At 67.6% G+C, this 21,963-nt stretch carries 20 protein-coding genes; 8 read left to right on the top strand and 12 right to left on the bottom strand.

Annotated elements, in window-relative coordinates; genetic code table 11:
• Nucleotides 1-3: 3 nt before the first annotated feature.
• The 3 genes from FVF75_RS12490 to FVF75_RS12480 form a co-directional block, all read right to left on the bottom strand.
• Entirely contained in the window at nucleotides 4-312 is a 309-nt protein-coding gene (locus FVF75_RS12490) for a hypothetical protein (protein ID WP_148378406.1), read from the bottom strand.
• 114 nt (nucleotides 313-426) lie between these two features.
• Nucleotides 427-1,014, bottom strand: a complete 588-nt coding sequence (locus FVF75_RS12485; RefSeq protein ID WP_148378403.1) for a YdeI/OmpD-associated family protein — start codon at nucleotides 1,012-1,014, stop codon at nucleotides 427-429.
• A 9-nt stretch (nucleotides 1,015-1,023) separates the two neighbouring features.
• Entirely contained in the window at nucleotides 1,024-1,404 is a 381-nt protein-coding gene (locus tag FVF75_RS12480) for an acyl-CoA thioesterase (protein ID WP_148378400.1), read from the bottom strand.
• Between the two features lie 124 nt (nucleotides 1,405-1,528).
• Here FVF75_RS12480 and FVF75_RS12475 point away from each other — a divergent pair, with 124 nt between their 5' ends.
• Nucleotides 1,529-2,911, top strand: a complete 1,383-nt coding sequence (locus tag FVF75_RS12475; RefSeq protein ID WP_148378397.1) for an aminotransferase family protein — start codon at nucleotides 1,529-1,531, stop codon at nucleotides 2,909-2,911.
• Between the two features lie 50 nt (nucleotides 2,912-2,961).
• Here the strand turns inward: FVF75_RS12475 and FVF75_RS12470 are convergent, their stop codons facing one another.
• The 6 genes from FVF75_RS12470 to FVF75_RS12445 form a co-directional block, all read right to left on the bottom strand.
• Complete coding sequence (locus FVF75_RS12470) at nucleotides 2,962-4,284, bottom strand: NAD(P)/FAD-dependent oxidoreductase (RefSeq protein WP_148378394.1); 1,323 nt, start codon at nucleotides 4,282-4,284, stop codon at nucleotides 2,962-2,964.
• Nucleotides 4,285-4,291: 7 nt separating this feature from the next.
• A complete protein-coding gene (locus FVF75_RS12465) occupies nucleotides 4,292-5,644 on the bottom strand; it encodes a glutamine synthetase family protein (protein ID WP_148378391.1) in 1,353 nt (450 codons plus the stop codon).
• Nucleotides 5,641-6,453 carry an ABC transporter permease gene (locus tag FVF75_RS12460; RefSeq protein WP_148378388.1) on the bottom strand — a complete coding sequence of 271 codons (813 nt, stop codon included), beginning with the start codon at nucleotides 6,451-6,453 and terminating at the stop codon, nucleotides 5,641-5,643. Before FVF75_RS12460 ends, FVF75_RS12465 begins: the two co-directional genes overlap by 4 nt.
• Nucleotides 6,450-7,340, bottom strand: a complete 891-nt coding sequence (locus FVF75_RS12455; protein ID WP_148378385.1) for an ABC transporter permease subunit — start codon at nucleotides 7,338-7,340, stop codon at nucleotides 6,450-6,452. The genes FVF75_RS12460 and FVF75_RS12455 overlap by 4 nt, the downstream gene beginning before the upstream one ends.
• Nucleotides 7,341-7,370: 30 nt before the next feature.
• Nucleotides 7,371-8,519: an ABC transporter ATP-binding protein gene (locus FVF75_RS12450; RefSeq protein WP_148378382.1), complete on the bottom strand. Its 1,149-nt coding sequence runs from the start codon at nucleotides 8,517-8,519 to the stop codon at nucleotides 7,371-7,373.
• A 63-nt stretch (nucleotides 8,520-8,582) separates the two neighbouring features.
• Nucleotides 8,583-9,668 carry a polyamine ABC transporter substrate-binding protein gene (locus FVF75_RS12445; RefSeq protein WP_148378379.1) on the bottom strand — a complete coding sequence of 362 codons (1,086 nt, stop codon included), beginning with the start codon at nucleotides 9,666-9,668 and terminating at the stop codon, nucleotides 8,583-8,585.
• Between the two features lie 171 nt (nucleotides 9,669-9,839).
• On the opposite strand from FVF75_RS12445, the gene FVF75_RS12440 reads away from it, so the two are divergent.
• The 3 genes from FVF75_RS12440 (at nucleotide 9,840) to FVF75_RS12430 (ending at nucleotide 13,377) form a co-directional block, all read left to right on the top strand.
• Entirely contained in the window at nucleotides 9,840-10,508 is a 669-nt protein-coding gene (locus tag FVF75_RS12440; RefSeq protein ID WP_148378376.1) for a GntR family transcriptional regulator, read from the top strand.
• Between the two features lie 85 nt (nucleotides 10,509-10,593).
• Nucleotides 10,594-11,991 (top strand): aspartate aminotransferase family protein, encoded by a 1,398-nt coding sequence (locus FVF75_RS12435; RefSeq protein ID WP_148378373.1) that lies wholly within the window; start codon nucleotides 10,594-10,596, stop codon nucleotides 11,989-11,991.
• 78 nt (nucleotides 11,992-12,069) lie between these two features.
• Nucleotides 12,070-13,377: an NAD(P)/FAD-dependent oxidoreductase gene (locus FVF75_RS12430; RefSeq protein WP_148378370.1), complete on the top strand. Its 1,308-nt coding sequence runs from the start codon at nucleotides 12,070-12,072 to the stop codon at nucleotides 13,375-13,377.
• On the opposite strand, the gene FVF75_RS12425 is transcribed toward FVF75_RS12430, so the two are convergent.
• Nucleotides 13,374-14,357 carry a hypothetical protein gene (locus FVF75_RS12425; RefSeq protein ID WP_148378367.1) on the bottom strand — a complete coding sequence of 328 codons (984 nt, stop codon included), beginning with the start codon at nucleotides 14,355-14,357 and terminating at the stop codon, nucleotides 13,374-13,376. The two genes, FVF75_RS12430 and FVF75_RS12425, sit on opposite strands and share 4 nt — an antisense overlap.
• Nucleotides 14,358-14,456: 99 nt before the next feature.
• Here FVF75_RS12425 and FVF75_RS12420 point away from each other — a divergent pair, with 99 nt between their 5' ends.
• Nucleotides 14,457-18,065: a hydantoinase B/oxoprolinase family protein gene (locus tag FVF75_RS12420; protein ID WP_246138080.1), complete on the top strand. Its 3,609-nt coding sequence runs from the start codon at nucleotides 14,457-14,459 to the stop codon at nucleotides 18,063-18,065.
• 6 nt (nucleotides 18,066-18,071) lie between these two features.
• Here the strand turns inward: FVF75_RS12420 and FVF75_RS12415 are convergent, their stop codons facing one another.
• Nucleotides 18,072-18,944, bottom strand: coding sequence for a zinc ABC transporter substrate-binding protein (locus FVF75_RS12415; RefSeq protein ID WP_148378364.1), 873 nt, complete (start codon nucleotides 18,942-18,944; stop codon nucleotides 18,072-18,074).
• 83 nt (nucleotides 18,945-19,027) lie between these two features.
• On the opposite strand from FVF75_RS12415, the gene FVF75_RS12410 reads away from it, so the two are divergent.
• The 3 genes from FVF75_RS12410 to FVF75_RS12400 are packed head-to-tail and all read left to right on the top strand — an operon-like array spanning nucleotide 19,028 to nucleotide 21,034.
• Nucleotides 19,028-19,516, top strand: a complete 489-nt coding sequence (locus tag FVF75_RS12410; RefSeq protein WP_148378361.1) for a Fur family transcriptional regulator — start codon at nucleotides 19,028-19,030, stop codon at nucleotides 19,514-19,516.
• Nucleotides 19,513-20,259: a metal ABC transporter ATP-binding protein gene (locus tag FVF75_RS12405; protein WP_148378357.1), complete on the top strand. Its 747-nt coding sequence runs from the start codon at nucleotides 19,513-19,515 to the stop codon at nucleotides 20,257-20,259. Before FVF75_RS12410 ends, FVF75_RS12405 begins: the two co-directional genes overlap by 4 nt.
• Nucleotides 20,249-21,034, top strand: a complete 786-nt coding sequence (locus FVF75_RS12400) for a metal ABC transporter permease (RefSeq protein WP_148379068.1) — start codon at nucleotides 20,249-20,251, stop codon at nucleotides 21,032-21,034. Before FVF75_RS12405 ends, FVF75_RS12400 begins: the two co-directional genes overlap by 11 nt.
• Here the strand turns inward: FVF75_RS12400 and FVF75_RS12395 are convergent.
• The gene (locus FVF75_RS12395; protein WP_148378352.1) at nucleotides 21,031-21,960 is read right to left on the bottom strand and encodes an AEC family transporter; all 930 of its coding nucleotides are present in this window, start codon (nucleotides 21,958-21,960) and stop codon (nucleotides 21,031-21,033) included. The genes FVF75_RS12400 and FVF75_RS12395 overlap by 4 nt on opposite strands.
• Between the last annotated feature and the right edge of the window lie 3 nt (nucleotides 21,961-21,963).

Raw genomic sequence — 21,963 nt, 5'->3', positions numbered from 1 at the left:
GCGCTATTCCTCAACCCAGCCGCAGAACTGGGTCGGCGCGGTCGCGTCCGGCGGGCGCGTGCCGCTGGCTTCGGCGTAGATCCCGCAGGCGCCGGGGGCGGTGGCGGGATTGAAGCTGTGCGGCGTGTAGAGCCAGGCGGTGCAGCCCTCGGTCGCCTTGCAGAAGTCGACGCAGGCCTGTTGGCCGATCAACTCGTAGCTGATCGCCATGCGGCCCGTATGGGTCTCGAAATTACACGCCTGCCACGCCTCTTCGGCCAGCACCGGCAAGGGGGCGAGCATGAAGGCGGCGGTTACGAACGTCTTGGCCATCAGATGTCCTTTTCTGAAAAAACCTCGGTCAGGACAGGCTAGAGGGGCCGCGGGGTGCTGTCTTGGACGGGCCGCGACGGGAGGTTGTCGCCTGCGGGCCGGGCTTGCGCGGGCCTAGGGATCGTTCGGGCCCTTTCCGGCCAGTATCCGGGGCGCGGCGCGTGCCACCCGGGCCACGCGCGTTTCGGGCTTCTTGGCCGCGTTGAAATGCAAGAGATAGCCACGTTGCCGCCCCGGCGTCAGCCCCTCCCAGGCCGCGCGCAGGTCGGGGTCATTGTCGAAGGCGTCGACCAGTTCCGCCGCAAGCTCGGGCGGTGCGCGCCGGGTGAAATCGACACGGGCGCCCGAAGCCTCGACCCGGATGGCCTCGGCCAGCAAGGCCCGCACGCCATCGGCCTTCGCCGCGACCTCGTCCACGCTGGTGAATTCCACCCGCATCGCGGCTTGAGAGTTCTCGCCCTGCGGGACCAGCAGGCCGAGGGGATCGGACAGCAGGGTGCCCTTGAAGAACATCAGCGCGAGATGCGGCTTGAACGGCTGGATGATCGCGATGTTGCTGCCCTGGTGGCTGTAGCAGGGCTTGCCCCACTTGATCGCCTCGTCCAGCCCGCTTTCCAGCACGATGGCACGAAGCGCGACGGTCTCGGCGTGCCAGCGCGTCTGGTCGGCAAGGTAGGCATCGACATCGGGGTAGGATTTCATCGCTCTGCCTCAGCCGTCCACGCGCCGTTTGCGGCCCTCGGCATCGAGCGCGACAAAGACGAAATGCCCCTCGGTCACCTTGCGGCGGTCCCGGGTGCCGTGGCGCAACGCCCAGGCTTCCAGCGCGACGGTGATCGAGGTGGTGCCGACCCGCGCGACGCTGCCGTAGATGCACAGGATATCGCCGACCCGCACCGGGCGGATGAACTTCATCGCGTCGATGGCGACGGTCGCCACCCGGCCCTCGGCGCGCTCGCCCGCGACGATGCCGCCGGCGATGTCCATCTGGCTGAGCACGTAGCCGCCGAAGATGTCGCCGGCCGCGTTCACGTCCGACGGCATCGGCACGACGCGCAGGATCAGGTCGGTTCGGGGGGTGGGATCGGTCATCTTGCCTCCGTTTTCGGCCACGTTAGGATGGGCGCGCAGCCACGACAAGCTTGCGATTGCTTTTCCCAAAACGCCGCCCTAGGCTTTTGATCAAATGATCAGACAGCCCGGCCCGGAGGTTCCCATGGACGGTTTCAGCGACAACGATATCTCTCATGTGGTGGATGCCGACAAGGCGCATGTCTGGCACCATCTGATCCAGCACAAGCCGTTCGAGACGGTCGATCCCCGCGTCATTGTCGAGGGCAAGGGGATGCGGGTCTGGGATGCCAAGGGGCGCGAGTATCTCGACGCGGTGTCGGGCGGGGTCTGGACGGTGAACGTCGGCTATGGCCGCACCCAGATCGCCGACGCGGTGCGCGACCAGCTGGTCAAGCTGAACTATTTCGCGGGCTCGGCGGGGTCGATCCCCGGCGCGCTCTATGCCGAAAAGCTGATCGGGAAGATGCCGGGGATGAGCCGGGTCTACTATTGCAACTCGGGGTCGGAGGCGAACGAAAAGGCCTTCAAGATGATCCGCCAGATCGCGCACAAGCGTTACGGCGGCAAGAAGACCAAGATCCTGTATCGCGAGCGCGACTATCACGGCGGCACCATCGGCACCATGTCGGCGGGCGGGCAGGACGAGCGCAACATGCAATACGGCCCCTTCGTGCCGGATTTCGTGCGCGTGCCGCATTGCATGGAATACCGCGCCCAGTGGGACTTGTCGGGCGAGGCCTATGCCGAGCGCGCGGTTCAGGCCATCGAAGAGGTGATCCTGGCCGAAGGGCCGGACACCGTGGGCGGGCTCTGCCTTGAGCCGATCACGGCGGGCGGCGGCGTCATCACGCCGCCCGAGGGCTACTGGCCGCGGGTGCAGGCGCTCTGCGACAAATACGATATCCTGTTGCACATCGACGAGGTGGTGTGCGGCATCGGGCGCACCGGAACCTGGTTCGGCTATCAGCATTACGGCATTCGCCCGGATTTCGTGACGATGGCAAAAGGCGTGGCAAGCGGCTACGCGGCAATCGGGGTCTGCGTCACCACCGAGGCGGTATTCGAGATGTTCAAGGACGATGCCGCCGATCCGCTGAACCATTTCCGCGATATCTCGACCTTCGGCGGCTGCACGGCGGGGCCGGCGGCGGCGCTGGAGAACATGCGCATCATCGAGGACGAGGGGCTGCTCGAGAACACCACCAAGATGGGCGAGCGGATGATGGGCAACCTTCAGGCGCTGATGGAAAAGCACCGGGTCGTCGGCGACGTGCGCGGCAAGGGGTTGTTCCAGGGCATCGAACTGGTCACGGACCGCGCCACGAAAGAGCCGGTGGCGGAAAAGGACGTGGGCGCGGTGGTGGCCGAATGCTCGAACCTCGGGGTGATCATCGGCGCCTCCAACCGCTCGGTGCCGGGGTTGAACAACGTGCTGTGCTTCAGCCCGGCGCTGATCGCGACGCCCGACGACATCGACCAGATCACCGGCGCGGTGGACAAGGCGCTGGGCAAGGTGTTCGGCTAGAGCGCAATCCGAAAAGTGGGAACCGGCTTTCGGAATGAATTGCGCGACGCCTAAAGCGCGTCCCTGAGCGCCAGCGCGCGGGCGCCCGCGTCGAGCAGCACGCGGCGCAGCCGCCCCAGCGGGAAGCGGCCAAGGGGGGACTGCATCACCGTGGGGAAGGGGCGCTGCGGGGTCTTGCCTTGCGCGAGGTCGGCCACCAGCGCGCCGGAATAGCTGGCCATCGCCACGCCGTTGCCGTGGTAGGCCATCGCGGTGAAGGCGCCGGGCAGGCCGGGGATCGGGCCGACATAGGGCGTCTGGCCGCGCGACAGGTTCAGAAGGCCCGACCAGAAATGCGGCGCCTCGACACCTGCCCAGGCGGGGAACATGGCGTCGAAATCCGCCCGAACCTTGCTGCGCATGGCCGCGTCGCGCGCCGCGCCGGCGCGGGTGCCGCCGCGCATTCCGAACAGGAACCGCCCGTCGGGCAGCAGCCGGAAGTAGTGCAAGAGGCTGCGGCTGTCATAGGCCATCAGGCTCGATGTCCAGCCCTGCGCCGCGCGCTCGTCCCCGGTCAGCTTGCGGGTGACGAGGATGTTGGATTGCAGCGGCATGGTGCGCGACCGCAGCCAGTCGGGCAGGTCTTCGGCGGAATAGCCGTTGGTGGCGAGAATGATGCGCCGGGCGGTGACGGTGCTGCGCGGGGTGGTGAGGCGAAAGCCGGGGCCTTCCAGCCGGATCGCCTCGACCGGGCTGTGGGCGAAGATCGCGGCCCCTGCGGCCTTCGCTGCGCGGGCCAGCCCGGCGGCGTATTTGCCGGGGTCGAGCGCGAAGCCCGCCTTGATGTGCAGCGCGCCGAAGGTGCCTGCCGCGACCAGCCCGTGCGCGGCGAGGGCTGTGCGCGGGATGATTTCCGAGGCGATGCCGAGGCGGAGAAGATGGGCGTGTTCGGCCTTGAACTCGCGCATCACGCGGGGTCGGTGGGCCAGCACGGCCTCGCCATCGGAATGGCGGTCGGCGTCGATCTCGTAGGTCTCGATCAGCTCCGCGACCAGGTCGATGGCGTCGCGCTGGGCGGTGACCCAGAGATCGGCCTGATCGCGCCCGAAACGGCGGGCGAGGGTGGCGTCGCCAGCCATCGCGCCGCCCAGGCAGCAAAACCCGCCATTGCGCCCCGAGGCGCCCCAGCCGGGCACCTGGGCCTCCAGCAGCGTCACGTCCACGCCCGCCCCTGCTAGGTGCAGCGCCGCCGACAGGCCGGTGTAGCCGCCGCCGATCACCGCGACCTCGGTGGCGCGGTCGGCGTTGAGCGCGGGCCAGTCTCTGTCCAGCCCCCAGGCGCAATCGGCGCGGGCGGCGTCGGAATAGGCGAAGGGTTCGTAGAGCCGCCTCACCGCCGCCTCACAGCCGGCCCAGGTAGGTCCGGTATTCGATCTGGCTGATGGCGCTGGTCAACTGCTGGATCTCGTCGCGGCGCACGGCGGTGTAGATGTCACGGTATTCCGTGCCGAAGATGTCGGCGGCGATCTCGGACTCGGCAAAGATGTCGACCGCCGTGGTCCAGTCGCCGGTCAGCGGATCGGCATGTTCGCCGTCATCGTCATCGAGCGGCAGGGGCAGCGGCAGGTCGGGGTTGTCGAGACCGTAGAGGATGCCGCCGAGGATCGCGGTCAGCACCAGGTAGGGGTTGGTGTCGGCGCCGGAAATCCGATGCTCCAGCCGCGCGCCGGGGCCCGAGACCTCGGGCAGGCGGATGCCGGCGGCGCGATTGTCCAGCCCCCAGTCGGGCGCGTGCGGCGCGAACGACCCGGCCTGAAAGCGGCGGTAGGAATTCATGTGCGGGGCAAAGATCGCCTGCAGGTCGGGCATCGTCGCCAGCACCCCGGCCACCGCCTGTTTCAGCCGGGCCGACGGTTCGTCGGTGCCGTCGTCAAAGATGTTGTCCCCCGAGGCATCGGTGACCGAGACATGCGCGTGCATGCCGTTGCCGGGGTTGTCGGCATAGGGCTTGGCCATGAAGGTCGCGCTCATCCCGTGCTTGCGCGCGGTGCCGCGCACCAGCCGGCGAAAGATCAGCGCGCTGTCGGCGGCCTCGAGCACATCGTCGGTGTGGTGGAAGTTGATTTCGAACTGCCCCGGCCCGTATTCGGCGATCAGCGTGTCGGGGGCCATGCCCTGCGCGATGGCGCCGTCGAGAATGTCGTCGAGGATGGCCTGGGTGCGTTCCAGCACCTCGAGGTCGTAGTTCTGGAACATCGGGCTGCGGTCGGGCGGCACGGGGGCGTCGTCCTCGGCCTCGCGCGGTTTGTAGAGGTAGAACTCAAGCTCGGTCGCCACCACCGGGTTGAGGCCACGCTCGCGAAACCGGCCCAGCATGGTCTCAAGCTGGTGGCGCGGGCTCAGGAAGCTGACCTCGCCGGTGTCGTCGTGCATCTCGACCAGCACCTGCGCGACATTGGTGTCCTTGGCCGCCCAGGGCACGGGCCGGAGGCTGCCGGGAACCGGGAACAGCCGCCCGTCGGGGTCGCCCACGGCGATGCCCAGCCCGGTGGCCTCGACCTCTTCGCCAAGGATGTTGGGGGCATAGGTCGACAGCGGCAGGCGCACGCCGCCTTCGGCGATCTTTTCCTCGTCGTCGCCGGGCAGCCATTTGCCGCGCAGCACGGCGTTGATGTCGCATAACATCAATTCCACGCGGTCGGGTCGCCCATGCTCTTCGCAATGGGCGGCGTATTCCTGCAAGAAGTCGGTCATGTTTCCGCTCGGTTTTCTTCGCGCATCCGTTTCATGATGGCGCGCTTAGAGGATATGGAAAAGGTCAGGACGCCGACCGTCACGATGCCGATCAGGATCGAGGACAGGGCGTTGATCTCGGGTGAAACGCCAAGACGCACCGCCGAGAAGATCTTGATCGGCAGGGTGGTCGAGCTTGGCCCCGAGGTGAAGGAGGCGATCACCAGGTCGTCGAGCGACAGGGTGAACCCCAAAAGCCAGCCCGAGATCACCGCCGGCGCGATGATCGGCAGGGTGACCGAGCGGAAGGCGTCCAGCGGCGTGCAGCCGAGGTCAAGTGCGGCCTCTTCCAGCGCCCGGTCGAAACTGACCAGCCGGGACGACACCACAACCGCGACATAGCTCATGGCAAAGGTGGTGTGGGCCAGCACGATGGTGACCATGCCCCGGTCCAGCCCGATCGAGATGAACAGAAGCAGAAGCGACAGACCGAGGATCACGTCGGGCATGACCAGCGGCGCGTAGAGCGTGCCGGAAAACAGGGTGCGGCCGAAGAACTTGCCGCCGCGCACCAGCACATAGGCGGCCATGGTGCCCAGCACGGTCGCCATCGTCGAGGACAGGAGCGCCACGCGCAGCGTCACCCAGGCGGCGTCGAGGAAGGCCTCGTTGCGGAACAACTCGCCATACCACTTGGTCGAGAACCCGGCCCAGACGGTGACGAGCTTGTTGGAGTTGAACGAATAGACGACCAGCACCACCATCGGCAGATAGAGGAAGGCGAACCCGAAGGTCAGCGAGGTCAGGTTGAACCAGGATACGCGCCTCATCCTTCGGCCTCCCGCTGCTTTTCCTCGTTCTTGAGGAACAGGACGATGGGGATGATCAGGATCGCCAGCAGGATCACCGCCACCGCCGAGGCCACCGGCCAGTCGCGGTTCGAGAAGAATTCTTCCCACAGAACCTTGCCGATCATCAGCGTTTCAGACCCGCCCAGAAGGGCCGGGATCACGAACTCGCCCACCACCGGGATGAACACCAGGAAACAGCCCGCGATGATGCCCTGCTTGGACAGGGGAACGGTCACCAGCCAGAATGCCGACAGCCGCGAACAGCCGAGGTCTTCGGCGGCTTCCAGCAGCGCGCCGTCGAGCTTTTCAAGCGCCGCATAGAGCGGCAGGATCATGAACGGCAGGTAGGTGTAGACGATGCCGATATAGACCGCCGTGTTGGTGTTGAGGATGATCAGCGGGTCGTCGATCAGCCCGGTCGCCAGCAGGATCTGGTTCAGAAACCCCTCTTTCGACAGGATCGCCTTCCAAGCGTAGACCCGAATCAGGAACGAGGTCCAGAACGGCAGGATCACCAGCATCATCAGGGTCGGGCGCCATTCCTCGGGTGCGCGCGCCATGCCGTAGGCGATGGGATAGCCGATGGAGAGCGTGATCAGGGTAGAGATCACCGCGATCTTCAGCGAACTGAGGTAGGCTTTCCAGTAAAGGTCGTCTTCGGTCAGGAACACGAAGTTCTCGAAATCGAGCCCGGCCCACCAGGTGCGGATGCCCTCCCACCCCTGGGTGAGATCCAGCGTCGGGGTATAGGGCGGGATCGCCAGCGCGGTGTCCGACAGGCTGATCTTGATCACGATCAGGAACGGCACCAGGAACAGCGCCGCCAGCCACGTGTAGGGCAGGAGGATCAGCACGGCCCTACGCATGGGCGCGGCCTTTGCGGGCGGGGGGCCGGGTCATTCGGTCAGCACCACGCCGGCGGTCTCGCGCCAGCTGAGCCAGACGCGGTCGTCCCAGGTGAAATCGCGCCGGTCGAGCCGGGTGGAATTGGTCATCGCCGCCTTGATCATCTGCCCGCCGGGCAATTCGACGTGATAGGTCGAGATGTTGCCGAGATAGCCGATGTCGATGATCTGCCCCTCGAGTGCGTTGGCGCGGTCGGCGGGGCGGTCGGCGGTCACGAGGATCTTTTCGGGGCGGATCGCATAGGTCACGGCGATGCCATCGGACAGATCGGCGGTGCATTCGGCGGTGATCGGGTCGGCGGCCTCGGCGAACCGGACGCTGCACCGATCTTCGCCGGTGCGCGTGGCGGTGCCTTCGATCAGGTTCACGTCGCCGATGAAATCCGCGACATAGGCATTGGCCGGCGCCTCGTAGATGCGCGCCGGGGTGTCGACCTGAACGATCTTGCCGTGGTTCATCACCGCGATGCGCGAGGCGACGGTCATCGCCTCTTCCTGGTCGTGGGTCACGATCACGAAGGTGGTGCCGGTCTTTTCCTGGATATCCATCAGCTCGAACTGGGTGTCCTCGCGCAGCTTGCGGTCGAGCGCGCCCAGCGGCTCGTCGAGCAGCAGCAGTTTCGGCGCCTTGGCGAGCGAGCGGGCCAGCGCCACGCGCTGGCGCTGGCCGCCGGAAATCTGGTGCGGTTTGCGCCGGGCGAATTTCTCGAGCCGGGTGAGGCGCAGCATCTCCTCGACCCGGGCCGCGATCTTGTCTTTCGGCAGCTTGTCGCGCTTGAGGCCGAAGGCGATGTTGTCCCAGATCGACAGGTGCGGAAACAGCGCGTAGCTCTGGAACATCATGTTGACCGGGCGCAGGTTCGGCGGCACCGGCGCGATGTTCTGGCCGTCGAGCAGGATCTGGCCCTCGGTCGGGGCCTCGAAGCCCGCCAGCATCCGCATCATGGTGGTCTTGCCGCAGCCCGACGGGCCAAGCAGGGCGAAGAACTCGCGCTCGTAGATGTCGAGCGTCAGGTCGTCGATGGCCGTGAATTCACCGAACCGCTTGGTGACGTTTCGGAACTGGATCAGCGGCTTGGCCTCGGGGTCTTCCCACGGGGCGAAGACCTCTTGCGGTAGTTTGCGGGGTTTGTCCGCCATGGGCACCTCGGATGGAAGAAAAACGCCCCCGCCGGGTTCGACCGGCGGGGGCGAAAGGGTCGGTCAGGTGCCCGACTTGATCTTGGTCCAGAGCCGGGTCACCACCCGCTGCACCTTGGAATCGTAGGGCGTGGTGGTGAACAGGTTGTCCAGCGTCTCGGCATCCGGGTAGATCGCCGGGTCGCCGATCACGTCCTCGACCAGGTATTCCTGCGACGCCTTGTTGCCGTTGGCGTAGTAGACGTAGTTCGACGCCGCCGCCGCGTTTTCCGGGTCCATGATGAAGTTGAGGAAGGCATGCGCGCCCTCGACGTTCGGGGCATCGACCGGGATCGCCATCTGGTCGAACCACATCTGCGCGCCTTCCTTGGGCGCGTGATAGGCGATCTCGATGCCGTTGTCGGCCTCGGCGGCGCGGTCGCGGGCCTGCAGGATGTCACCCGACCAGCCGACCGCGACGCAGATGTTCCCGTTGGCCAGCGCCTCGATGTATTCGGACGAGTGGAACTTGCGGATATAGGGGCGCACCGGGGCATAGACCTCCTCGACCTTGGCGATCACGTCGGGATCGTGGCTGTCGGGGTCTTCGCCGATATACTTCAGCGCGGCCGGGATCATCTCGGCCGGGGCGTCGAGGAAGTGCACGCCGCATTCGGCCAGCTTTTCCATGTTGGCCGGATCGAACACCAGCGACCAGCTGTCGATCGGGGCATCCTCGCCGAGGATCTCCTGCACCTTGCCGACGTTCACGCCGATGCCGGTGGTGCCCCACATGTAGTTGATCGAATAGGCGTTGTCGGGGTCGTATTGCGCCGTGCGCTGGGTCACGACGTCCCACATGTTGTCGATGTTGGGCAGTTTCGACATGTCGAGTTTCTGGAACGCGCCGGCGGTGATCTGGCGCTGCAGGAAGGTGCCCGAGGGCACCACGACATCGTAACCCGACCCCCCGGCCAGCAGCTTGGTCTCGAGCAGTTCGTTCGAGTCGAACACGTCGTAGATCAGGTCATAGCCGGTCTCGGCCTCGAACTTCGCCAGCAGGTCTTCGTCGATGTAGTCGGACCAGTTGTAGACCCGCACCTCTTCGGCGCTGGCCATGGTGGCGGTCAATGCGACGGCGGTGCTCAGCATCACCAGTTTGGTCTTCATGGTATCACTCCCGTTGGTCAGCCATTTGGCCGGATGAGTTCGGCCGCGTGAATCCAGCCCGTTTATTTTGATCAAAACTAGTGCGAAAGGTCGATATGGTCAAATCCTTCCAACTTCACTACGTTACGGCCCGAGATTAACGGCTCTGCCGACGAGCGCAATGATTCACGGATGGTGAGGCCAAAGGTGGAAATCACGCAGCCCAAATTGCCCGACCATGAGCGCGCCTATCGGCGTCTGCGCGAAATGGTTCTGTATGGCGAACTGGCGCCGGGGCAGCCGGTGACGATCCAGGGGCTGGTCGATATCCTCGGTCTGGGGATGACGCCGGTGCGCGAGGCGATCCGGCGGCTGACCTCGCAGGGGGCGCTGGAGTTCAAGGGCAACCGCCGGGTCGAAGTGCCGGCGATGGACCTCGGACAGTATCGGGAACTGGCCTTTGCGCGGCTGGCAATCGAGCCGGAACTGGCGCGTCGGGCCGTTGAAAACTTGACCGATGCCCATGTCGCAACGCTCGAGGCCGAGGACCGGGCGGTCGACGACGCGATCGCGCGCGGCGACGTGCGCGGCTATCTCGAACACAACCACCGCTTTCACGCCCGGCTATATGAATTGTCCGGGGCGAAGGTGCTGCTGCCGATCTCCGAGATGCTGTGGCTGCGGTCGGGCCCGTCGCTTCGGGTGATGCTGGGGCGCCACGGCACCGCCAATCTGCCCGACAAGCACCGCGAGGCCCTTGCCGCGATGCGCGCGCGCGACGCGGGCGCGGTCGAGCAGGCGATTCGCGACGATATCGAACAGGGAATCGCCCAGGTGACGCAAAGTCTCGATCCCGCCTGAGGTTTGATCAAACCGGCGGCGCGACGTTGACAGCCGGTAATTTGATCATATTGTGAACGCCAAATCCGAGCCGAAGGAGCCTCCGATGAACAAGATCACGAATCACATGCCCACCGCCGAGTTGCAGGCGCTGGACGCGGCCCATCACATGCATCCGTTCACCGCCAATGCCGAACTGGCCAAGAAGGGCGCGCGGGTGATCACCCGGGCCTCCGGCGTGACGCTGACCGACAGCGAGGGCGAGGAGATCCTCGACGCGATGGCGGGGCTTTGGTGCGTCAACATCGGCTATGGCCGCGACGAACTGGCCGAGGCGGCGGCGCGCCAGATGCGCGAACTGCCCTATTACAACACCTTCTTCATGTCGACGCATGTGCCCGCAATCGCGCTGGCCGACAAGCTGGCCGAACTGGCGCCGGGCGATCTGAACCATGTCTTCTTCGCCTCCGGCGGCTCCGAGGCCAACGACACCAACATCCGGCTGGTGCGCCGCTACTGGGAGTTGATGGGGCAGCCGGAAAAGACGGTGATCATCAGCCGCAAGAACGCCTATCACGGCACCACGATGGGCGGGGCCAGCCTTGGCGGGATGCAGGGGATGCATGCCCAGGGCGGCATGCCGATACCCGACATCGTGCATATCAACCAGCCGCACTGGTATCTCGAGGGCGGCGACATGGACCCCGAGGAGTTTGGCCTGGCGCGTGCGCGCGAGCTGGAGCAGAAGATCGACGAGTTGGGCGAGGGCCGGGTCGCGGCCTTCATCGCCGAGCCGATCCAGGGCGCGGGGGGCGTGATCGTGCCGCCGGACAGCTACTGGCCCGAAATCACCCGGATCTGCGCCGAGCGCGACATCCTGCTGATCGTGGACGAGGTCATCACCGGCTTCGGCCGCACCGGCAAGTGGTTCGGCACCCAGACCTATGACCTAAAGCCCGATATCATGACGGTCGCCAAGGGCCTGTCGTCGGGCTATGCGCCGATCGGCGGCTCGATCGTGTCCGACAAGGTGGCCGAGGTGATCGGGCGCGAGGAATTCGCGCATGGCTACACCTATTCCGGCCACCCGGTCGCGGCGGCGGTGGCGCTGGAGAACCTGCGCATTCTCGAGGAGGAAAAGATCGTCGACCACGTCCGCGACGTGGCCGCGCCCTACCTGGCCGAGAAGTGGCACCAGCTTGCCGATCACCCGTTCGTGGGCGAGACCAAGATCGTCGGCATGATGGCGTCGCTGGCGCTGACCGCCGACAAGTCGGTGCGCAAACCGTTCGAGGCGCCGGCGGGGACGGTCGGCTACATGGTGCGCGAGCGCTGTTTCGCCAACAACCTGATCATGCGCCATGTCGGCGACCGGATGGTGGTGTCGCCGCCGCTGGTGATGACCAAGGCCGATATCGACGTGCTCTATGAGCGCGCGGTGAAGTCGCTCGATGAAGGCTATGCCCGGGTGAAAGACGCGGGGTTGATGAAGACGGCCGACTGATCGGCGGTTCGTCCGGAAAGGCCGGGGGGCTAACCCCCCGGACCCCCCGGAGTATTTCACCCAAGATGAAGAGGCAGAATGGCCCGGTTTGATATCCTGACCGCGAACGACCGGGACGGGGAATATCCGGGCTCGTATTATGCCGCCGTGGCGACGCCGCTGGCGCCGTTTGCGGCGGCAGAGGGTGAGATCGCCTGCGATGTCTGTGTCATCGGCGGCGGGTTCACCGGGCTTTCGGCGGCGCTGCACATGGCTGAGGCCGGGCTGGATGTGGTGCTGTTGGAGGCGCAGCGGGTCGGGTTCGGGGCGTCGGGGCGCAACGGCGGGCAGGTCGGGACCGGGCAGCGGCTGGAGCAGGACGCGCTGGAGCGGATGGTCGGGGTCGAACGGGCGCGCGCGCTGTGGGGTCTGGCGCAGGAGGCGGTGGCGCTGACCAAGGATCTGGCGGCGCGCCATGCGCCGGAGGCCGGGTTCGCGCCGGGGGTGATCCATGCCGATCACCGGGCGCGCTATGTGCCAGAAACACATGACTATGTGCGCAAGCTGCGCGAGGAGTATGGGTTTGAGGCGATCCGGGCGCTCGACCGCGACGAGTTGCGCGCGCTGGTGGGGTCTGACGCCTATCACGGCGGCTCGCTCGACATGGCGGCGGGGCATCTCGACCCCTTGGCCTATGCGCTGGGGCTGGCGCGGGCGGCGGCGGCGGCGGGGGTTCGGGTTTTCGAGCGCAGCCGGGTGGTGCGGGTGGTCGAGGGCGATCCGGTTCGCGTCGAGACCGGCAGGGCGGTGGTTCGCGCCGGGCATGTTCTCTGGGCCGCAAACGGTTATCTCGGACATGCCGAGAAGCGGGTGGCGGCGCGGGTGATGCCGATCAACAATTTCATCGTGGCGACCGAGCCCTTGGGCGATCTCGCCCGGCAGTTGATCGCCGAGAACCACGCGGTGGCGGACAGCAAGTTCGTGATCAACTATTTCCGGCTGTCGCCGGATGGGCGGATGCTGTTTGGCGGCGGCGAGAGCTATGGCTACCGTTTCCCCGCTGACATCGCCGCCAAGGCGCGGCGGCCGATGGTGGAGATATTCCCGCAGCTTGCGGATGCGAAGATCGACTATGCCTGGGGCGGAACGCTGGGGATCACGGTGAACCGGATGCCGCATTTCGCCCGGCTGGCGGGCAACGTGCTGAGCGCCAGCGGCTATTCCGGGCATGGCGTGGCAATGGCGACGCTGGGCGGCAAGCTGATGGCCGAAGCGGTGGCGGGGCAGGCGGGGCGGTTCGACCTGATGGCCGAGGTGCCGACGCCGCGTTTTCCCGGCGGCACCGCGCTGCGCACGCCGCTTTTGGTGCTGGCGATGCTGTGGTTCTCGCTGCGCGACCGGCTCTAGGCTGACGCGGTCCGGCGGCGGACCAGCCAGCGGCCCGCGAGGATCGCGCCGCCGATGGCGATGGCCAGCCCGTATTCGATCGCCGGGATGCGCACGACCTCGTTCATCGCGCCCCAGCCCTTCTGCGAATAGACCGCCAGCATGGCCGCGACGGACAGGCCCGCGATGCCCCAGAGGGCGGCGCGCGGAAGCTTCAGCCCATGCATCTGGGTGACCACCACGAGGAACAGGAAGCCGAAGAAGAACATCGTCCAGAACTCCTGCCCGGCCACCAGCGCGACCACGACGCCGTGGATCAGCACCGAAGCCTCGAGCGTGAAGGTCCACCAGCGGTTGCTGTGCACGCGGGTGAAGACGAAGGCGGCCTGCAGGAACAGAAGGAAGGTGTAGAAAAAGCCCAACAGGTGGCCGCCGGTCAGTTCCATCGGGTGATACCAGTAGGTGAAGGTGATGGCCCAGGCGAAGTAATAGCCGTGGTAGCGGATCAGGATCGGCTTGATCCCGGCGAACCAGCTTTTGCCGGTGCCGAAGAACAGGCCACGGCGCGGGGCCTCCATGATCAGGACGATGACCAGCAGCAGGATCACCGAGCCTTGCGAGGTGATGACGGGCAGGTCTTGCCCGAGACCGTCATAGAAGACGGCGGTTTGCAGGTAGTGGAGGCCCACGAAGAATGCGGTGCCGCCCAGCGCGATCCAGTTGATCGGGTGCATCCGGTTTCGGTCGCGCAGGCGGTCGCGGTTGGTCTTGGCCCAGGCGATCACGCCCCAGATGAACACCTGATGAAGCACATAGGCGCCCCAGACGCTGGCCCGGCTGAGGGTGTCGGGGTCGGGGCGTTTCCAGAAATACCAGTTGAAGCCCTGGTCGGGCGCGAACTGGATGCCGTCGATGAAGGGTCGCAGGGTGAGAAGCGCCAGCGTCGCGATGAGCGCGGCGAGGATCGACAGACCCCAGGTCAGCTTCAGTTGGCGCGACATGGCGTTCCCTTTGCGTGGCGCGGGTCAGGTGGATTACGGCGCTGCGGTTAGGGTGGATCACCGGGGCCAGATTGACAATGGCCGCGCCATGCCTGACCCATGACCGGCGGTTTGAGCGAGGACGGCATGGCGGGCGGACAATGGGAGTTCTGGATCGACCGGGGCGGCACATTCACCGATGTGGTGGCACGCGCGCCGGGTGGCGGGCTCACGACGCTGAAGCTTTTGAGCGAGAACCCCGGACGCTACGCCGATGCGGCGGTCGAGGGGATACGGCGGGCGCTGGGGCTGGTTGACGGTCAGGCGATTGCCGATGGCGCGATCCGGGCGGTCAAGATGGGGACCACGGTGGCCACGAATGCGCTGCTCGAGCGCAAGGGCGACCGCACGCTTTTGGTGATCACGCAAGGGTTTGGCGATCTGCTGCGCATCGGCTACCAGACGCGGCCACGGTTGTTTGACCTGAAGATCACCCGGCCCGATCTGCTGTATGAGGCGGTCATCGAGGCCGACGAACGGCTGGATGCCGAGGGCGGCGTGCTGCGTGCGTTGGACGAGGCGGCGTTGGCCGAGGGGCTGGCCAAGGCGCGGGCCGAGGGCATCGAGGCGGTGGCGATTGCCTTTCTGCACGCGCATGTGAACCCGGCGCATGAGGTGCAGGCGGCGGAACTGGCGGTGGCGGCGGGGTTCACGCAGGTCTCGACCAGTCACGAGGTGTCGCGGCTGGCCAAGCTGGTCGGGCGCGGCGATACCACGGTGGTCGATGCCTACCTGTCGCCGATCCTGCGCCGCTACGTGGCGCAGGTGGAGGGGGCGCTGGACCTTGGGCGGGCAACCGGCGGGCTTTATTTCATGCAGTCCAATGGCGGGCTGACCGATGCGCACAGGTTTCAGGGCAAGGACGCGATCCTGTCGGGGCCGGCGGGCGGTATCGTCGGCATGGTTCGCACCGCCGAGGCGGCGGGGTTCGACCGGCTGATCGGGTTTGACATGGGCGGCACCTCGACCGACGTGAGCCACTATGCGGGCAGCTATGAGCGCAGTTTCGAGACCGAGGTGGCGGGTGTGCGGATGCGCGCGCCGATGATGGATATTCACACGGTCGCGGCGGGCGGCGGCTCGATCTGCACGTTTCGCGACGGGCGCTATCAGGTCGGCCCCGAAAGTGCGGGGGCCGATCCGGGGCCGGCGTGTTACCGGCGCGGCGGGCCGCTGACGGTGACCGATTGCAACGTGATGCTGGGGCGGTTGTCGCCGGAGCATTTCCCGGCGGTGTTCGGGCCGGGGGGCGACGAGGCGCTGGATGTTTCGGCGGTGAAGGCGGGATTCTCCGCGATGGCGGCCGAGATAGCCGCGGCGACGGGCCTGCCCGAGGCCGCACCCGAGGAGGTCGCCGAGGGCTTTCTGCGCATCGCCGTCGACAACATGGCCGCCGCGATCAAGAAGATCAGCGTGGCGCGCGGCCATGACGTGACCGGCTATACGCTGCAGTGCTTTGGCGGTGCGGGCGGGCAACATGCCTGCCTTGTGGCCGATGCGCTGGGGATGCGGCGGGTGTTCTTGCATCCGTTCGCGGGGGTGCTGTCGGCCTTCGGGATGGGGCTGGCGGATATCCGGGCGCTGCGTGAAGTGCAGTTTGACGCGCCGTTGGAGGACGCGATGGCTATGAGGCGGGTGGCGGCGCTGGTGGAGGAGGCCGAGGCCGAGGTGCGCGCGCAGGGCGTGGCGGAGGTGACCAGCCAGCGCCGCGCACATCTGCGCTATGACGGCTCGCACCAGCCGCTCGAGGTGGAGTTCGGGACGGTCGAAGGCATGCAGGCGGCGTTCGAGGCGGCGCACAAGGCGCGGTTCGGCTTTGCCTCGCCGGAACGTGCGGTGCTGTTCGAGGCGCTGGCGGTCGAGGCCATCGGCGCGACCGGGGCCGAGCGCACGGCGGTGGCGCCCGAGGGCGACGGGCAGCCGATCGACCGGGTGCGCGCGCATTTCGGCGGCTGGCGCGATGTGCCGGTCTTTGACCGCGACTGCCTTCGCGTGGGCGCGCGGATCGACGGCCCGGCGATCATCCGCGAGGACACCGGCACCACGGTTCTGGAACCGGGCTGGGGCGCGGTTGTGGACGAGCTTGGCAACCTGATCCTGGAGCGGGCCGAGGCAGCGGCGCGCGAGGACGCCGCCGGGACCGAGGCCGACCCGGTGCTGCTCGAGGTGTTCAACAACCTGTTCATGTCGGTGGCCGATCAGATGGGCGCGACGCTGGCCAACACGTCCTGGAGCGTGAACATCAAGGAGCGGCTGGATTTCTCCTGCGCGATCTTCGACGCGGCGGGCGACCTGGTGGCGAACGCGCCGCATGTGCCGGTGCATCTGGGCTCGATGGCCGATTCCATCCGCACGGTGATGCGCGAGACGGCGGGGCGGTTGCGACCGGGTGATGCCTACATGCTGAACTCGCCGTTCAACGGCGGCACCCACCTGCCGGATGTGACGGTGGTGACACCGGTGTTCGTTGGCGAGCGGGTCGCGGTCTGGCTGGGATCGCGCGGGCACCATGCCGATATCGGCGGGCGCACGCCCGGCTCCGGCCCGCCGGACTCGACCCGGATCGAGGAGGAGGGCGTGGTGATCGACACCATGCAACTGGTCGATGGCGGCGTGTTTCGCGAGGACGCGGCGCGGGGGGTGCTGGCCTCGGGCCGTTATCCGGCGCGTAACCCGGATCAGAACATCGCCGACCTCAAGGCGCAGGTCGCGGCAAACGAGACCGGGCGGCGCGAACTCATCAAGGTGGTCGAGCGCTACGGGCGCGACGTGGTCGAGGCCTACATGGGCCACGTGCAGGACAATGCGTGTGAAAGCGTGCGCCGGGTGATCGACCGGCTGGCCGACGGGGCGTTCACCTATCCGCTGGATCACGGTGCCGAGATCCGTGTGGCGGTGACCGTGGACCGCGCCGCGCGGACCGCGAGGGTGGATTTCACCGGCACCAGCGACCAGCACAAAGGCAACTATAACGCGCCGCTTTCGATTGCCCGAGCGGTGGTTCTTTACACGTTTCGCACATTGGTCGGGGCGGACATCCCGCTGAACGAGGGCTGTCTCAGGCCCATCGAGATCGTGGTGCCGGAAGGCTCGATGCTGAACCCGAGTTATCCGGCGGCGGTGATCGCGGGCAACACCGAGGTCAGCCAGGCGGCGTGCAATGCGCTGATGGGGGCCTTGGGCGCGATGGCCGGATCGCAGGGGACGATGAACAATTTCATCTGGGGCAACGAGGATTTCCAGAACTACGAAACCATCGCGGGCGGCACCGGGGCGGGGCCGGGGTTTCATGGCTGCGACGCGGTGCAGAGCCACATGACCAACACCCGCATGACCGACCCCGAGGTGCTGGAAAAACGCTTTCCGGTGCGGCTGGAGGAATTCTCGATCCGGCGCGGCTCGGGCGGGGCCGGGCGCTGGCAGGGCGGCGACGGGGTGGTGCGGCGGCTGAGATTTCTTCAGCCGGTGACGGTGACGACGCTGAGCCTTAGCCGCAAGGTGGCCCCGTTCGGGTCCGAGGGCGGGGCGCCCGGCGCGGTCGGCGAGAATATCGCGCAATGGCCCGATGGGCGGTGCGAGGCACTGGGCGGCAATGCCGAGGTCGAACTGCCCGCCGGGGCGGTGTTCGAGATGCGCACGCCGGGCGGCGGCGGCTGGGGCAAGGCCTAGGCGGCGCTACTCGCCCAGGCAGCGCGCGAGTTCATCGGCAAGCGCGGTGAGGGTGGCGGCGTAGTGCCCCGGCCCCGGCACCTGCAGCGCGCCGGTGGCGTCGAGCGTGCCGGTGCGAAGGCCGGTCTCGCCCGCGATGGCGGTCAGCAGGTCGGGATCGAAGCCCGGTTCGGCAAAGGCGCAGGTCACGCCGTGTTCGGCCACCAGCGCCTTGAGGGCGACCGTCGCGGCGACCGAGGGCGCGGTGGCGTCGCTGGGGCGCAGGGTGCCGGCGATCTCGATGCCGAAGCTGTCCGCGAAATGGCCGAAGGCGTCGTGCAGGGTGACGATCTCGGCCCCTTGGTAGGGGGCGAGGCGGGCGGCGATGGCGGCCTCCAGATCGATCAGCGCGGCCTCGGCCCGGGCCGCGTTGGCGCGGTAAGCGGCGGCGTTGTCGGGGTCGCGCGCGGCGAGGTCGTCGGCGAACAGCGTCACCCAGGCGCGGGCGTTGGCGGGCGACAGCCAGACATGCGGATCGGGGCCGTGGTGGTGGTCGTCGTCGCCGTCGTCGTGGGCGGCATCTTGGGGCGCGTCGAGCAGGATGATCTGGTCGGCAACGCTCAACCCTTCGAGCGCCGAGGCCAGCCACGGGCTGAGCGCCGGGCCGATCCAGACCACCAGGTCGGCGCGGGCCAGAAGCCGGGCCTGGCTTGGGCGCATCTGCATGTCATGGGGATTGGCGCTGCCATCCAGCAGCAGGGCAGGTTCGGCCACGCCGGCCATCACCTGCGCGAGCAGCGAATGCACCGGGGCGATGTCGGCGACCACGCGGGGCGGGTCGGCACGGGCGGGAAGGGCGAGAAGGGCGAGGAGGGCGAGGAGGGCGATGAGGCGGAGCATGGGATACCAGGCGTTATGTTATTACCTTGCGGGCGATCTGCCGGTGTAATAGTATAATGCGACCTGACCCGCAAGGCCCGACCATGACCGACAGCCCCGCCGCCGCCTTTCACGACCATGACCACGATGCCTGCGCCGACGAGGCGCTGGCCTGGGCCGACGCGGTCTGTGCGCGGAGCGGCGCGCGGCTGACGCCGGTGCGCCGCCGGACGCTGGAGATCCTGCTGGCCGAACACCGGGCGATGGGGGCCTACGAGGTGCTGGGCGTGCTGGCGGCGGAGGGCTTCGGATCGCAGCCGCCGGTCGCCTACCGGGCGCTGGAGTTCCTTGTCGAGCAGGGTTTGGCGCACCGGGTCCGCCGGCTGAATGCCTTCACCGCCTGCACCCGGCCGGGCGATGCCCATGCGCCGGTGTTCCTGATCTGCACCGGCTGCGATGCGCTGGCCGAAGCGCCGGGCGAGCCGGTTCTGGCGGCGCTCGACGGGGCCGCGGCGGGGCTGGGCTTCTCCGTCGAGCGGGCGAGTATCGAGGCGGTCGGGCTGTGCCCGGCCTGCCGCGAGGCGGCCGGATGAACCTGATCGAGGCCAATGACCTGTCGGTCGCCTATGGCGGCAACCCGGTGCTGGACGGGGTCGACGTGCATGTCGAGGCGGGCGAGATCGTCACGCTGGTCGGCCCCAACGGCTCGGGCAAGTCGACGCTGGTCAAGGCGCTTCTGGGCGTGGTGCGCCCGGATCGGGGCCGGGTCGTGCGCAAGCCGGGGCTGCGGATCGGATACGTCCCGCAACGGCTGCACATCGACCCCAGCCTGCCTTTGACGGTCGCGCGGTTCCTGTCGCTGCCGGTGCGGCATGGGGCGCGAAAAGTTGAAAAAGTGGTCGGTCAGACCGGAATTGCGGGGTTGGAGCAGCGGCAAATGTCGGATTTGTCCGGTGGGCAGTTTCAGCGCGTGCTGCTGGCGCGTGCCCTTCTGACCGACCCCGAGCTTTTGCTGCTGGACGAGCCGACGCAGGGCCTCGACCAGCCCGGCGAGGCGGCGTTCTACCGGCTGCTGGAAGAGGTGCGGCAGGCGCTGGGCTGCGGCGTGTTCCTGGTCAGCCACGATCTGCACGTGGTGATGAGCGCGTCCGACCGGGTGATCTGCCTGAACCACCACGTCTGTTGCGAAGGCACGCCGAACGTGGTGCGCGACGCGCCGGAATACCGCGCGCTGTTCGGGCATGGCACGCAAGGGGCGCTGGCGCTCTATCAGCACGACCATGACCATCACCACCACGACCACGATCACGATCACGGGGACAAGGATGCTGGATGACTTCCTGATCCGCGCCGGCCTGGCCGGGGTCGGGCTGGCGCTGGCCGTCGGGCCCTTGGGCAGCTTCGTGGTCTGGCGGCGGATGGCCTATTTCGGCGATGCCACGGCGCATGCGGCGATCCTGGGGGTGGCGCTGGCGATGATCCTGTCGGTGCCGGTGACGCTGGGCACGCTGGCGGTGGCGCTGGCGATGGGGCTGGCGGTGTCGTGGCTGGGCACGCGCGGGCACGCGATGGACGCGACGCTGGGCGTCGTCAGCCACTCGGCGCTGGCGTTGGGGCTGGTGGCGATCACCTTCGTGCCGGGGGTGCGGGTCGATCTGTCGGCGTTCCTGTTCGGCGACATCCTGGCGGTGACGAAAACCGATCTGGCGGTGATCTGGGGCGGGGCCGGGCTGGTGGTCGCGCTGATCGTCTGGCGCTGGTCGCGGCTGCTCACGGCGACGCTCAGCCGGGAACTGGCGGCGGCCTCCGGCATCAACGCGGACCGCGAGGGGCTGGTGCTGACGCTGGCGCTGGCGGTGGTGGTGGCGGTGGCGCTGAAGGTGGTCGGCGCGCTGCTGATCGCGGCGATGCTGATCATCCCGGCGGCGGCGGCGCGCAGTCTTGCCCGCTCGCCCGAGGCGATGGCGCTGGGCGCGGTCGGGGTCGGCGCGCTGGCGGCGCTGGGCGGGCTGTGGGCGTCGTGGTGGTTCGACACGCCGGCCGGGCCGTCGATCGTGGTGGCGGCGGCGGCGGTGTTCGTGGTCACGACACTGGCGGGGCGGCGGCGCTAGCCCAGCACCGCAAGCCACAACCAGACGCTCAGGATCGAGCCTGCGGTGGCGGCCAGCACCGCCGTGGCCGCGACGCGCTTGGCTACGCCATACATGTTGGCAAAGACATAGGCGTTGATCCCCGGGGCCATCGCCGCCGTCAGCACCGCCGAGCGGAACTGGCCGGGGGTGAGGTCGAGCGCCGATCCCATCACCCAGACGATGGCCGGATGCAGGCCCAGCGACACCGCCATGATCCAGCCGACCAGCCGCAGATCGCCCTCGGGCCGGTAGCGCACGAGGACACCGCCAAGACCGAACAGGGCCGCTGGCAGGGCGGCGCGTGCGATCAGCTCCACCGCCTCGCGCAGGGCGCCGGGCAGGGCAAGGCCGGTCAGGTTCACCGCCGCCCCCAGCGCGATGCCGATCACCAGCGGATTGCGCGCCATCGCGGCCCCGACCGAGGCCAGCGTGGCCGGGATGCTGCGCCCCTGGGCGCGGGCGAACTCCATCGCGGTGATGCCGAGCGTGTAGCAAAACGGCGCGTGGAACGCGATGATCGCGAAATTCGGGCCAAGCGCCTCTGGCCCCCAGGCGTTTTCGGTGATCGCCAGGCCAAGCAGCACCGAGTTGGAAAACAGCGTCGCAAACCCGACCGCGACGCTGTCGGGCCAGGGCCGGTGGAACAGAAACCGTGCCCCGAACAGCCCGGCGAGAAAGCCCACGACCGCGCCGGTGTAGAAACTGACCAGCAGGGCCGGGTCGAAATTCGCGGCCAGGTCGAGCGTCGAAATGGCAGAGAACAGCAGGACCGGGATGGCGAAATTCTGGGTGAAACGCATCAGCGCATCGACCGCGTCCGACGAGAACCAGCCGCGCCATGTCACCGCGTAGCCAAATCCGATCACCAGAAAGACCGGCAGGATCACGTCGATCAGGGCGCTCATGGT

Origin of the sequence: Maritimibacter fusiformis (assembly GCF_008086115.1) — a bacterium.
GTDB lineage: Bacteria > Pseudomonadota > Alphaproteobacteria > Rhodobacterales > Rhodobacteraceae > Muriiphilus > Muriiphilus fusiformis.
This window is presented reverse-complemented; position numbering and strand designations above follow the sequence as displayed.